This window comes from Bacteroidota bacterium (assembly GCA_016706865.1).
Classification (GTDB): Bacteria; Bacteroidota; Bacteroidia; order Chitinophagales; family BACL12; genus UBA7236.
Map to the genome: position 1 here is coordinate 1,414,295 of JADJIS010000002.1, position 13,396 is coordinate 1,427,690.

12 protein-coding genes are annotated in these 13,396 nt (G+C 36.5%); all 12 read left to right on the forward strand.

Annotated features, from left to right (window positions below; translation table 11 throughout):
• The first annotated feature begins 78 nt into the window (after nt 1-78).
• Nucleotides 79-831 (forward strand): GLPGLI family protein, encoded by a 753-nt coding sequence (locus IPI31_08915; GenBank protein ID MBK7567934.1) that lies wholly within the window; start codon nt 79-81, stop codon nt 829-831.
• Nucleotides 832-857: 26 nt separating this feature from the next.
• On the forward strand, nt 858-3,617 hold the full coding sequence (locus IPI31_08920; protein ID MBK7567935.1) for an outer membrane beta-barrel protein: 2,760 nt from the start codon (nt 858-860) through the stop codon (nt 3,615-3,617).
• 334 nt (nt 3,618-3,951) lie between these two features.
• Complete coding sequence (locus tag IPI31_08925) at nt 3,952-4,908, forward strand: GDP-mannose 4,6-dehydratase (GenBank protein ID MBK7567936.1); 957 nt, start codon at nt 3,952-3,954, stop codon at nt 4,906-4,908.
• A gap of 21 nt (nt 4,909-4,929) precedes the next feature.
• Nucleotides 4,930-5,847: a WecB/TagA/CpsF family glycosyltransferase gene (locus tag IPI31_08930; protein MBK7567937.1), complete on the forward strand. Its 918-nt coding sequence runs from the start codon at nt 4,930-4,932 to the stop codon at nt 5,845-5,847.
• A 133-nt stretch (nt 5,848-5,980) separates the two neighbouring features.
• Nucleotides 5,981-6,352 carry a hypothetical protein gene (locus IPI31_08935; protein ID MBK7567938.1) on the forward strand — a complete coding sequence of 124 codons (372 nt, stop codon included), beginning with the start codon at nt 5,981-5,983 and terminating at the stop codon, nt 6,350-6,352.
• 215 nt (nt 6,353-6,567) lie between these two features.
• Complete coding sequence (locus IPI31_08940; GenBank protein ID MBK7567939.1) at nt 6,568-7,596, forward strand: dehydrogenase; 1,029 nt, start codon at nt 6,568-6,570, stop codon at nt 7,594-7,596.
• Nucleotides 7,581-8,174: a D-sedoheptulose 7-phosphate isomerase gene (locus IPI31_08945; protein ID MBK7567940.1), complete on the forward strand. Its 594-nt coding sequence runs from the start codon at nt 7,581-7,583 to the stop codon at nt 8,172-8,174. The genes IPI31_08940 and IPI31_08945 overlap by 16 nt, the downstream gene beginning before the upstream one ends.
• The gene (locus IPI31_08950) at nt 8,174-8,884 is read left to right on the forward strand and encodes a nucleotidyltransferase family protein (GenBank protein MBK7567941.1); all 711 of its coding nucleotides are present in this window, start codon (nt 8,174-8,176) and stop codon (nt 8,882-8,884) included. The genes IPI31_08945 and IPI31_08950 overlap by 1 nt, the downstream gene beginning before the upstream one ends.
• Before the next feature lie 148 nt (nt 8,885-9,032).
• Nucleotides 9,033-9,581: an HAD family hydrolase gene (locus tag IPI31_08955; GenBank protein MBK7567942.1), complete on the forward strand. Its 549-nt coding sequence runs from the start codon at nt 9,033-9,035 to the stop codon at nt 9,579-9,581.
• A gap of 217 nt (nt 9,582-9,798) precedes the next feature.
• Nucleotides 9,799-11,121, forward strand: coding sequence for an undecaprenyl-phosphate glucose phosphotransferase (locus IPI31_08960; GenBank protein ID MBK7567943.1), 1,323 nt, complete (start codon nt 9,799-9,801; stop codon nt 11,119-11,121).
• The gene (locus IPI31_08965) at nt 11,111-12,730 is read left to right on the forward strand and encodes a hypothetical protein (GenBank protein MBK7567944.1); all 1,620 of its coding nucleotides are present in this window, start codon (nt 11,111-11,113) and stop codon (nt 12,728-12,730) included. Before IPI31_08960 ends, IPI31_08965 begins: the two co-directional genes overlap by 11 nt.
• Before the next feature lie 250 nt (nt 12,731-12,980).
• Nucleotides 12,981-13,370 carry a hypothetical protein gene (locus IPI31_08970; protein ID MBK7567945.1) on the forward strand — a complete coding sequence of 130 codons (390 nt, stop codon included), beginning with the start codon at nt 12,981-12,983 and terminating at the stop codon, nt 13,368-13,370.
• Nucleotides 13,371-13,396: the final 26 nt, after the last annotated feature.

The following is a 13,396-nucleotide window of genomic DNA, read 5'->3' on the forward strand; positions in this document are numbered from 1 at the left end:
CCTTAATTAACCTTATTTGGCATGCGATTAACGATGTATGTTAAAAGCTGCCATTACTTTTGCAGTAAATTAAATGATATGAAAGTATTAACCACTGTTTCCTTATTTTTCATTCTATTCAACAAATCCTTTGCTCAAACATCGGGTACCATCTCCTATACCGAGACCATGAAACTCGAAATTAATCTGGAAGGAGGAATGGCTCCTCCACCCGGAATGCCAACGGAAATGACAAATAAAACTACCTTGTATTACAACGATAAAATTTCTTTATATAAAAATGACGAAGCGGCTCAAAATGAAAAAACAAGTGAGCAGGCCGAGTCAGGTGATGGTAATCATTTTATGTTTAGAATGGCTCCTCCTGATAATCAGGTTTATTGCGACTTCGAAAAAAAGACAATTACCCGGAAAGAGGATTTTATGCAACGCCAGTTTTTAATTGAAAGTGAATTAAATGCAGAAGGTTGGAAGATGACCGGTAAACAAAAAATGATCCTTAATTATCCTTGTATGGAAGCAGTGAAACAAGATTCCGTTGATAAAAAAACAATTTGGTTTACTTCTGCAATTCCTATCACAGGAGGACCCGGTAAATTTGTGGGACTTCCCGGAATGGTGTTGGAAGTAAATATCAACGATGGTGAAAGAATTATTACAGCAACATTGGTAAGTCCGGAACTAGATGCTGAAAAAATAGTAAAACCTAAGGATGGCAAAAAAGTTACCGAGGAGGAATTTGATGAAATTGTTGCTGAAAAAATGAAAGAAATGGGAATTGAAGGACAGGAGGGAGGACCAAGGGTTATCATTCATATAAAAGAAGATTAATAATCGGGAAATTAATTTATAAGAAAATGAAGAGATTCAAATATTTTTTACTTCCCTTGTTAATTATTATTTCTTCTGTGGGATTTGGACAACAGCAAACCCTGAAAGGATTTATAATTAACGAAAAAACAGAACCTGTAATGTATGCTACTGCAGCCCTTCTGGAACCAGCAGATTCTACGCTCGCCTTTTTTGGATTTAGTAAGGAGGATGGAAGTTTTGAAATAAAAAATGTAAAACCCGGAAAATATATTTTACAGATTTCCTTTATAGGATATCGCACCTACGATACAATCTTAGGTGTTCCGCGCTTGTCTGGTGATGATCTCGGAATATTCGTATTGCAGGTTCAGGTGAACGAACTTGATGCAGTTAATATTAGTGGTGAACGAACACCTTTGCAAATTAAGGGAGATACCATTGAATATAATGCCGGTTCATTCAAAACAACTCCTGATGCATCCGTGGAAGAATTATTAAAAAAATTGCCGGGTGTTGAAGTTGACGCGGCCGGAAATATAAAAGCACAGGGGGAAGATGTGCAACAGGTTTTGGTGGATGGAAAAGAATTTTTCAGCAACGATCCAACCGTTGCAACAAAAAATTTACCTGCAGACGCGATCGAAAAAGTGCAAGTGTATGATAAATCATCAGAGGATGCAGAATTTACGGGAATTGAAGATGGATCAAGAAGTAAAACAATAAATCTTTTATTAAAGGATGATAGAAAAAGTATGTGGTTAGGTGATGTAACTGCAGGTTATGGCACGGAGGATACTTATAAAGCTAATGCGAAATTATATCGTTTCACAAAAACAGATCAGATCGCATTTTTAGGTATGTTTAATAATATTAATGACTATGGTTTTAATTTAAACGATTATATAGACTTCAGTGGAGGAATGGGTGCCATGATGGGTGGTGGTGGTTTCAGAATTAGTTCGGGTGATGGCGATAATATTCCCATTAATTTTGGTGGCTCGGTCGACGGTTTAATAACATCAGGTGCAGCCGGTGCAAATTATACCCATGAAGAAACTCCCGGAAACCGTATTAATTTTTCATATCTCGGAAATGGTTCACGTAAAGATCTAATAGAGAATACCTTTACGCAAAACTTCTTGCCTGACTTCGATTATAATACGGAAGAATACATGAATGAATTAACCGATAATTTTGCGCACCGATTGAATTTTAATCTCAGGAACAAACCTGATTCCATGCAAAATATAATTGCAACCGGAGGCGCTACGCTTTCTTATGGTGATCAGGGAGGAAATTATCTTATCCATAATTATATTTCCGATTCTCTCACCAATGCTCTTACAAGTGAAACCTTTGAAAATTCTAATAGTATTAAAGGAAATATTAATTTAAATTATGTTCATAAATTAAATAGTAAATGGAGATACGTAAAAACTTCAGCTTCCGGATCCGCAAAATCCACTTTATCAGAAACACAATGGGATAATTTAACGCAGTATTTTGACATGGGCATTGAAGCAGTGGATAATTCTTATCAGAATAATACAAATCAGTTATTTGATTATTCGGTAACTCAAAATGCTTTATATAAAATAAAAAATGGATATTATTTAGAGCCATCACTTTCCTTAGGTGGCACTAACGAATTGTTAAACAGAGAACAAGCGAGTTTGATCGGTGATGAACTTCCTGTTGACTCCCTGAGTCCGGAATTCAACAGAAATAATTATTGGTTAAAACCGGCGATCGGATATAAATATAGTTCTCAGAAAAAAAATTGGAAGATCACACTCGCAGCGGAATATCTGACTATGCAAAATAATTTGAACGGAACTTCTGAAAATAACTCTGATCATATTTATTTCTTACCGTCATTTAATTACGATAAAGAAATAAAAGAAGGAAGACATATCCGTTTATTTTATGAATCCTATCTTACCACACCTTCCGCAAGCCAATTAATGCCTGTTACTGATTATCTTAATTCTTTATCATTATATTCAGGAAATATCGACCTGAAACCGGAATATAGCCATATGTTGAATTTGCATTATATGTTGTTCGACCAGTTTTCATTTACTTCCCTATTCACTAATCTGAATCTTACCTATACAAAAGATAAGATCAATTACGCAAAAACAATTAATGAAGATCTTAGTGAATCTCTCACTTTAATTAATACACCATCTGACTTTGGTGCAAGTATTTCCGCCGATTTCTCTACGCCTATCCGCCCTTTAAAAATTAATAGTCATTTATCCTTAAGCGAAAATTATGACCGCGGAATTAATTATATCAATGATATTGAAAATTCCATAGATGCATTCACACACAGCGCCGAGATCAGTTTCGACAACAGAAAAAAAACAAAACTGGATGTCTCCATCGGTGCGTCGCTTGCTTATACGCAGGCAAAATATTCTATTCAAACAACGCAGAGTGGAAATTATATTAATAGTTCTCTATTTGCAGAAGGCGATTATTCTCCCACCGATAAATGGCGATTTTCTTTTGATGCTAATGTAGATCGTTATGCAACGGAAGGCGATGACGATATTATTACCATTCCCATATTAAAAGCAGAAATTACAAGATATATTTTAAAAGGAAATCGCGGAACAATTAATTTAAAGGGATATGATCTGCTCGACAAAAATTCAGGCCTCACCCAAACCAGCGCATATAATTTTATTCAGGTTAAAGAATCAAATACAATAGGCCGATATGTAATGCTCAGTTTTAAATATCGGATAAATAAAACGGAAGTGGAAAATGGAGTGGAGGTCAAAATGAAACATTGATTGAAATTTGTGTTTTTGTAGAGTCGCTAAATTTTGCGACTCTACAAAAACACAAATTTCAATCAGAACCAGAGAAATATCGAATAAAGAACAAGGAATAAGAACATTAAACATATACCCACCCCGATGATTTTCCTTCGCAATATACCTTTGCCAACCCTGTCAACTGGAGAAATATCGAATAAAGAACAAAGAATAAAGAACATTAATCGGATACCCGCCCAAATGATACTCCTCCGAATTGAACCTTTGCTAACCTTGCTAACCCTGCCAACCCTCCCAAAACAACATTCAATCATTATCTTTGCTCCGAAACATAACGAAACAAGGATCAATGAATATTTTAATAACTGGAGCCTGTGGAATGGTGGGTTCGCATATGGTGGAGTATTTTCACAGGGAAGGAGGACATAAAATTGTTGGGACATATTTTAAACCTACCACCGATCTTGAAGATATTCGGGGAAAGGTGCATTTGGTGGAATGTGATGTTCGGTATTATCAGCGGGTGTTGGATATTATTGATGATATAAAACCGGATAAAATTTTTCACCTCGCGGCACAGAGTTATCCTACTGTATCATGGCATCGTCCGCAGGAAACCATGGATACCAATGTAAATGGAACCATTAATATTTTCGAGGCGATCAAATATGTCAGAAAAACGGATAAAAATTATGATCCCGTTGTTGTTGTGGCGTGCTCAAGTGCGGAATATGGTGCATCATTAACACCGGAAAATACTCCTGTTAAAGAAGATACTGCTTTGTTGCCATTGCATCCATATGGAGTAAGCAAAGTGGGACAAGATCTTTTATCATTTCAATATTATCAGAACGATAAAATCCGCTGTATTAGAGCGAGAATTTTTAATACCACAGGACCGCGAAAAACAAATGATGTGGTTGCAGATTTTACACATCGCGCAGTAGAGATAGAACAAAAAAAAATAAACGTTTTAAAGGTTGGAAATTTGCAGACAAAACGCGCCATTACCGATGTGCGTGATCTTGTAAATGCATTAATTTTATTAAGTGATAAGGGCACTTGGGGAGATGTATATAATATCTCCGGAAACAAAGTATATCTCATCAATGAAATAATTCCTATTATAGAAAATTATATGGGAATTAAATTACCTGTGGAAGTTGATCCCAAATTATTGCGTCCTACTGATGAACCAATTATTTTTGGGGATTCTTCCAAATTAAAAAAGGACACAGGCTGGGAACAAACATTTGCGCTCGACCAGACAATTAAAGACATGATAGATTATATCAGAAATAAATAAATAGGGGAAAGAAATTATTTTATGATAAAAAGAACCCGCATTTTTGATCTCGATCTTATCAATGATAAAAACTTCGATGAAACTATTTCATCCATATTAAACTTTAATAAGGAGTATGATGAAAATTCGGGTTTATTGCCTTTGTTATTTACTCCCAATGTTGATGATGTTGTTAAATTAAATGAAAAACAATACGCCGATCTTTCTGCAATTCTTAAAAGATCATATTATATATTACCCGACGGACAACCCGTTATCTGGGCGAGTAAATTATTAGGAAAAAAATTAGAAAGCCGTTTGCCCGGCAGCGAATTATTTCCCCTTTTATGGAAAGCCGTAATCCACGAAAATAAACGCGTAATGGTTGTTGCTCCAAGCCCTGAAGTGGGAGAGCTGCTGAAAAAAGAATATCCATCACTTGAATATTATGTCCCTCCATTTTTTGATGTGAATAATCCCGACGAATTAAAAAATGTAATTACCGGCGCCTCCGAAATTTTCGATAAAATAAAACCTGATTATGTTTTTATCGGAATTCGATTTCCGAAACAGAATCATATTGCTTTGGGATTGATCGAGCATTTTAAGAAGTCGCAGTCGCAGTCTCAGTCGCAGTCACTCAACCCAGAACCCAGAACTCAGAACCCAGAACTCAGAACCCAGAACCCAGAACTCAGAACTCAGAACCCAGAACTCAGAACCCAGAACTCAGAACCCAGAACCCAGAACTCAGAACATCGAATGCCCCTATTTTTATTAATGGGCGCTTCATATGAATTTTACCTAAACTTAAAAAAACGCGCTCCAAAATTCTGGCAAAAAACAGGAATGGAATGGTTTTACCGATTCACACAGGAACCGGGAAGATTATTTAGAAGGTATTTTGTGGATGATATGCAGTTTTTTCCAATTGTTTGGAGAGAATTTCGAAAAAAATAAAATACGAATTTCTCTTATTTATTGGTTGTATCCGTGGATAACCGATTATTATTTTCTACACGCAAAAAAAGCCTTATTTTAATTTGAATTTTTCTTTCAGGTAATTATTTTTGAGATAATTAATTCCTTAAAAATGAAAGATAAACCAAAATTTATGATGATCTATCGCTGCATAAAATGCGGCCTGGAATCCGGTTACACGGAGCTCGATGCTCCTTCCTGCAGATATTGCGATGAAAGTACCGAAATGACCCTAATTTCAAAAGATCCTCTCACGCCCGAATTAATGGCAAACAGATTAAAAACATTAGCGGATAACATGATGAAAAATCTGGAATCTGCCTATGAAACATTTTCGGATGAGGAAAAACAAATGCTTGATGCTGCAGAAACAAATGCAGAAAAAGAGGCCGAGGCAGAATTGATGGATCTTATGGTACACGCAGAAAAATTGAAACAAATGTTAAATGAGCTCAATTTAAAGGATCCTCCAAGTGAGAATTGAAATTAGTTCTTTGGCGGTCTGGAAATATACTTATACGGCTTAAATTGTCAACTATTATTCCGACAAAGAAGAAGAGCCTGATATTAATTTTTCGTCAATTCCAGCCTCAATTTACAACCATTTCTATATTTTTCCCCTCTTTTTCATCATCTTTGCACCCGATTTTGAGGGTGAAAGGATAATTTTTTACGAAAGATCACAGGGGAAAACAGTTTATGATCATTAGAAGTCAAGCTCCATTAAGGATTGGTTTAGCCGGCGGCGGAACAGACGTAGGTCCTTACAGCGATATTTACGGTGGCTGTATTTTGAACGCCACCATCAATAAATATGCTTATGCCACCATTATTCCGCGCAGAGACGGCAAGATCGTGCTCTCCGCTATGGATAAAAAAGAAACCGTGGAACTCGATTCCACCTCCAAACTCGAAATTGATGGCACTTTGGATCTATTGAAGGGTGTATATAACCGTATTATCAAAGATTTTAATCATAATGCACCCCTTAGTTTTGAGCTAAATACTTACGTTGATGCTCCTCCGGGTTCAGGATTGGGCTCTTCCTCAACCTTGGTTGTGGCAATAGTTGGTGCATTTACCGAATGGTTGAGATTGCCACTCGGCGAATATGATATTGCACATCTTGCATACGATATCGAAAGAAAAGACCTCGCAATGGCCGGGGGAAAACAGGATCAATACGCAGCTACATTTGGCGGATGGAATTTCATGGAGTTTTATAAGGATGATAAAGTAATTGTAAATCCTTTGCGTATACGTCCCAATTATTTAAAGGAGCTGGAATTTAATATCGTAATGTATTATACCGGAACCTCGCGTTTATCCTCAACAATTATTGAAGCACAATCATCAAACGTTTCTAAAAAATCAGATAAGTCGATCGAGGCAATGCATAATTTAAAAGAACAATCTTATATGATGAAAGAGGCTATCCTAAAAGGAGAGCTAAATCGCATAGGAGATATTCTTGATTATGGATGGAAAAATAAAAAAGCAACAGCAGTTGGAGTGTCAAGCGACGTGATCGATAATATTTATGAATCAGCAATTAAGGCAGGTGCTACCGGGGGAAAAATATCCGGTGCAGGCGGTGGCGGATTTATGACTTTTTATTGTCCTGGAAACACCAGATATAAAGTAATAGATGTATTAAATACATTCGGGGGGGAAGTTCACAATATTGAATTCAGTCAATACGGATTAACATCATGGGAAGCAAAATAGAAAAAATTAAATCGGTAGTAGCCGAAAGTATCAGGGTTAAAAACGAAATATTAAATAACCCGGAAATGATCGCAATGTGCGAAAAGATCGCAGATGAAATTGCAGAAGCATTTCGTCAGGATAAAAAAGTTTTGTTCTGCGGAAATGGTGGAAGTGCCGCTGATGCCCAACATTTAGCAGCGGAATTTTCCGGTAGATTTTATTTCGACCGTCCGCCTCTGGATGCAGAAGCATTACATGTTAATTCATCGTATGTTACCGCAGTTGGAAACGATTATGGTTACGATCAGATATTTTCCAGAGTATTAAAAGCGAAAGGTAGAAAAGGAGATTTTATTTTCGGTATTTCCACTTCAGGAAATTCTCCAAATATTTTAAAGGCATTTGAAGTTGCACGTGAAAGAGGAATGGTAATAGTTGCCATGACAGGTGCAACCGGCGGTAAAATGAAAGATAATTGCGATTATTTATTAAATGTTCCAAGCAATGATACACCGCGTATTCAGGAATCTCATATTATGCTCGGACATATTATTTGTGAACTTGTTGAGGAAGCATTATTCGATCGTCCCCAATAATGAAATTGCAAAAACCAAATGAAGCAATTGTTCTTGCAGGCGGATTTGGAACGCGTTTGCAAACTGTTGTTAATCTGTTGCCAAAACCTATGGCTCCCGTTGCAGGAAAACCCTTTCTGCAATATATCCTCGACGATCTTATCAATCAGGAAATTGAACATGTAATTCTCGCTGTTGGTTATTTAAAAGAAACCATCATCGATCATTTTGGATATCATTATCACAATTTAAAAATTACTTATTCTATTGAAGATGATCCATTAGGAACTGGTGGTGGAATTTTGCAGGCAAGTAAATATGCAAATCAGGAGGTGAGTTATGTAATTAATGGTGATACCTATTTCGATGTTGATCTCGAAGCTTTATTTAATTTGCATATTCATCATAAAGCACTATTGACTGTAGCCTTAAAAAAAATGCAAAAATTTGATCGTTACGGAACAGTAGAAATTGATAACGACCATAAAATAATTGCCTTCAACGAAAAAAAATATGTAGAGGAAGGTTTAATTAACGGCGGAATTTATTGCCTCGATAAAAAAATATTTTCACAAGATCTTCCCGATAAATTTTCCTTCGAAAAAGAAATTCTCGAAAAAGAATTTATAAAAGGCAATGTCTTCGGAAAAGTTTTCGACGGATATTTTATCGACATCGGGATTCCTGAGGATTACGCTAAGGCACAGGATGATTTTAGGAAGTGGCAGTAGTAGTAGGCAGTGGCAGTAGGGAGTAGGCAGTGGCAGTGGCAGTAGGCAGTAGACAGTGGCAGTTTCTCCTCCGTTATAAACCCTGTCAACCTTGCAAACGTTTGTAACCCTCTCCCTCAACAAAATTTTTATCCCCACCTTTGCCCTGATGACCATAAAGGATCTGCAAATCGACAAAACCTGGACTCTTTTCCTCGACCGCGACGGTGTGCTCAATAAAAAAATTGACGATGATTATGTGCGAAACTGGGAGCAGTTTGAATTTTTACCCGGCGTAAAGGAAGCATTGAAGGATCTTGCTCAAATCTTCCATAGAATTATTATAGTTACCAATCAGCGCGGGGTTGGAAGAGGATTGATGTCGCTGGAAGCACTTAATGCTATTCATGAAAATCTTGGATTTGAAGTTGCAGCCTCCGGAGGACGGATCGATGCAATATATTTTTGTCCTGATGTGAGCGACGAAGGTTCGACCCATCGTAAACCTCAACCCGGAATGGCACTCGATGCACAGAAGCAATTTCCCGAGATCGATTTTACCAAATCTATAATTGTGGGGGATTCAGCAAGTGATATGCAGTTAGGCGAAAACCTGAATATGAAAAAGGTATTAATTTCTCATAAAATTAAAGGCAATCCTGACCTGATTTTCCCATCTCTGATTGAATTTTCAACAGAATTGAAGTCGAATATTTAGCATTTCGTTAATGAATGCAAATTTTTCACCTAATCTTAGTTATTTTTGCGCCCGATTGGGTCATTTTAATGTAAAAAAGTACCGATTTGCTACGCAACCAATAACGGTATGTTAGCATCTGTTAAAAGACCGGGTAAAAATCATGATTAGAAGATACTCCCAATTTCTCGAGCTCGTATATTTCCTTGTGGACATTGTTCTGCTCAATGTATCTTTTATGATAGCTGTATTCATCAGCTTCGACAGGGTTTCCAAGATAACTACTGACAGAAAATTTGCCATGTTGTTGGTTGCTGTCAACCTGATCTGGTTTCTTGTTACCAGCGTATTTAATTATTATAAATTAGAAAGAAGAAGTGGATACGAATATCTGGTATTCCGTTTTGTAAAAGTACTGGCATTCCAGGCCTTACTCACGTTTACTTATTTGTTCCTGATAAAAGGTTATCAGTTTTCGAGGGCACAATTAGCATATACTTATTTATTTTTTACCGTTTTGGACCTTGTATGGCGCATAGGTTTTGAAACGTATTTGCAAAGATATCGTGCAAGGGGAGGGAATTACCGTAGGATAATTGTTATCGGAACCACCGGTGCATCTCTTCAATTTGTAAAAGAAATTCGCGATCACAACGAATTTGGATACAAATTCCTCGGATATTTTGATGATCCCGAAACTGCAATGGAAGAGGTGGAAGGTCATTTGGAGGATGTAAAATTATTTTGTGTAAAAAATTCAGTGGATGAGATCTATTTTGCTCTTCAGCCTTCAGATATGAGTGCCTATGTTGATGATCTGATGGAATTCAGTAACGAAAGAATGATACGATTCAGAATAGTGCCTGAATTTTCGAGTTATATCAGCAAACAATTTAAAAAGATCAATATCGAGTATTACGGAAATACACCTATATTAAGTATCCGTCCCGAACCACTTGATAATTTATACAACCGTTTACAAAAAAGAATTTTTGACATCGCCTTTGCTTTTTTATTTTTCATTTTGATAGGATGGTGGTTGTTCCCTTTAATTGCACTTTCTGTTAAATTATCATCCAGAGGTCCTGTATTTTTTAAACAAAAACGCAGTGGAGAAGGAAATAAAGACTTCCTGTGTTATAAGTTCCGCACAATGAAAGTAAATGCGGAAGCCGATACAAAACAAGCCACTAAAAATGATCCGCGTATAACAAGAATAGGATCTATTTTAAGAAAAACAAATCTCGATGAATTACCGCAATTCATTAATGTATTAAAAGGCGACATGAGTGTTGTTGGTCCTCGCCCGCATATGTTGAAACACACAGAAGAATATTCAAAAATTGTAAATAACTTTATGGTTCGCCATTTTGTGAAACCCGGAATTACCGGAGCAGCGCAAGCCAATGGTTACCGTGGAGATACCACCGATCCTGTGATGATGGAAAAGAGAGTGCAATACGATCTTTGGTATCTCGAAAACTGGAGTTTTTGGCTCGATGTAAAAATTGTGTTTCTTACAATTTGGAGTATGCTTAAAGGAAATGAAAATGCGGTTTAACCTTCTACTCGTTTTATTTTGCCTCACACTAACGGTTTCGGCACAACAAAATTATTTACCTCTCAACAGAAATATTTATAACTGGTACGAACCCTATTTAAATAAACAGGGAACGCAGTTTCATACTTCTATTCGCCCTTATCGCTTCAGCGAATTGGATTCCGTAATTACTTATGACGAAATTTTTCAATTGGAAAAAGTTCCTGGAAATAATTTTTTCGGTAAGCTCTGGAACTGGACCATGTATGATACTATTGTTGGCGTGCAACAAAAAGATTTTCATTTACGCATTGATCCGCTCATCAATTTTGGTGGTGGTTATGATGCAGCTAACGGAGGAAAAGCAATTTGGGTAAATACCCGCGGAGTTTCCGCATCCGGAGATATCGGAGAAAAAAGAAAAGTTTCCTTTAATGCTACCATGCGCGAAAATCAGGCGAAATATCCCGATTATATGGTGCCATTCATTAAATATTATCAGGTGGTTCCGGGGCAAGGAAAAGTGCGTAATTTTAAAAGTACTGCCTTCGATTTTGCAAATGCTACCGGATATTTATCTTATACGCCTACTAAATATCTAAATTTTCAGCTGGGTCATGATAAAAATTTTTTAGGAGATGGGTATCGCAGCATGTTGTTAAGTGACAATGCATTGTATTACCCATTCTTTAAAATAACCACAACAGTGTGGAAACTCAAATATGTAAATCTGTATGCCGAGTTTGATGATGCCATTTCGGGCACGGTTGATTCACTGATAGGGATCACCAGAAAATTCGGATCCTTTCATTATTTGAGTTATGATGTATTTCCATGGGTCCAGGTGAGTTTATTTGAAGCAATTATTTGGCCGGCAAATGATTCTGTGCGTCACCGCGGTTTTGATGTTAACTATTTGAATCCCATTATATTTTTCCGCCCGATAGAATTCGGCTTAGGTTCTCCTGATAATGCAATGATAGGAGGTAACATTAAATTTAAACCGATCAAAGATCTGATAGTATACGGGCAGTTTTTAATGGATGATCTTGATGTGGTAGCAGCGAGGGCAGGAAAGGGATATTATCGCAATAAATTTGCAATTCAAACTGGCTTGAAGTTCTATGAACCAGCGGGTATAAAAAATTTAATTGTGCAGGCAGAAATGAATCAGGCAAATCCCTATACCTATGCGCAAAAAGAACCGGTTCAGAATTATTCACACTATAATCAGGCGATAGCACATCCGCTTGGCGCAAATTTCAGGGAATTTATCGGCATCTTTAATTATCGTTTTTTTCAACGATATTATCTCGAAGCAAAATTCCAATCTGCTGTGGTTGGATTGGATGAAAAAGTTGATGATAATTTCGGAGCCGACATATTTAAATCAGATCTGGATATTCCCGGCTTTCCGGATTCCTATGGAAATTTTATCGGCCAAGGATTAAGAACCACCATCAAAAGCACCGATCTCCGCGCCGGCATTTTATTAAATCCCTCCATCAATCTCAATTTAGAGGGACAAATATTTATCCGCACATTTCAAAATGAAAATGAAAAGATATCTACAAAAATGATCATGCTTTCTTTGAAAACGGATTTGTTTAATACGTATTTTGATTTTTGAGGGGATGTAATTTGTAAAGCAATCTATTTTTTAAATATCTGGAACCAGACGGACTTCACTCAGTCCAAGCGGGGATATTGTCACTCAGTCCAAGCAGGGTTCTTGTCACCATAAAATTTGATACCGACAAAACCCTGCGGCATGCAGAGCATACTATATGCCATCGCAAAATGTAGGGGAGTTTTTAACTAAAAATTAATTCATATTTCCATGGAAGAACATTATTAGATTTGTTAATATTTAATTAATAATGAAAAGGTATTTAGTGAGTGTAATATTGAGTTTATTTATTTTTCAATCTTGTATTAATAATTATAATCAAGAAGAATTAAGAATTTATTCAGAAATTGCAAACACTACGTTTATTTACGATTCATCTAGAAGTGAGTTAGACGGTTTAGTAATTGATAGTATAGATAGTTTGCACTTGCAATTGAAAAAAGATAGTACTTTTCATTTCGTTTCTTTAAATCCTAAATTTTCAAACATTACAGGAAGTTGGAGACTTTCAGAATTCCCGGAAATTCAATTTTGGATTTTTAAGGTCAAGGGAGATTCTTCAGAACAGTGGAATTCGAAACTTGAAATTAAAGTAAACATTGATAGTGTGGAATCAACTATTGCATTTAAAAGAAAATGATAATGATACAAATCGCAGGGTTTTGC

Bases quoted from the DNA above. Each gene is read 5' to 3' on its own strand.
- IPI31_08930 (MBK7567937.1), top strand. From the start codon at position 4,930: ATGATAAAAAGAACCCGCATTTTTGATCTCGATCTTATCAATGATAAA.
- IPI31_08925 (MBK7567936.1), top strand. From the start codon at position 3,952: ATGAATATTTTAATAACTGGAGCCTGTGGAATGGTGGGTTCGCATATG.
- IPI31_08965 (MBK7567944.1), top strand. From the start codon at position 11,111: ATGCGGTTTAACCTTCTACTCGTTTTATTTTGCCTCACACTAACGGTT.
- IPI31_08950 (MBK7567941.1), top strand. From the start codon at position 8,174: ATGAAATTGCAAAAACCAAATGAAGCAATTGTTCTTGCAGGCGGATTT.
- IPI31_08945 (MBK7567940.1), top strand. From the start codon at position 7,581: ATGGGAAGCAAAATAGAAAAAATTAAATCGGTAGTAGCCGAAAGTATC.
- IPI31_08960 (MBK7567943.1), top strand. From the start codon at position 9,799: ATGATAGCTGTATTCATCAGCTTCGACAGGGTTTCCAAGATAACTACT.
- IPI31_08970 (MBK7567945.1), top strand. From the start codon at position 12,981: ATGAAAAGGTATTTAGTGAGTGTAATATTGAGTTTATTTATTTTTCAA.
- IPI31_08915 (MBK7567934.1), top strand. From the start codon at position 79: ATGAAAGTATTAACCACTGTTTCCTTATTTTTCATTCTATTCAACAAA.
- IPI31_08935 (MBK7567938.1), top strand. From the start codon at position 5,981: ATGAAAGATAAACCAAAATTTATGATGATCTATCGCTGCATAAAATGC.
- IPI31_08955 (MBK7567942.1), top strand. From the start codon at position 9,033: ATGACCATAAAGGATCTGCAAATCGACAAAACCTGGACTCTTTTCCTC.
- IPI31_08940 (MBK7567939.1), top strand. From the start codon at position 6,568: ATGATCATTAGAAGTCAAGCTCCATTAAGGATTGGTTTAGCCGGCGGC.
- IPI31_08920 (MBK7567935.1), top strand. From the start codon at position 858: ATGAAGAGATTCAAATATTTTTTACTTCCCTTGTTAATTATTATTTCT.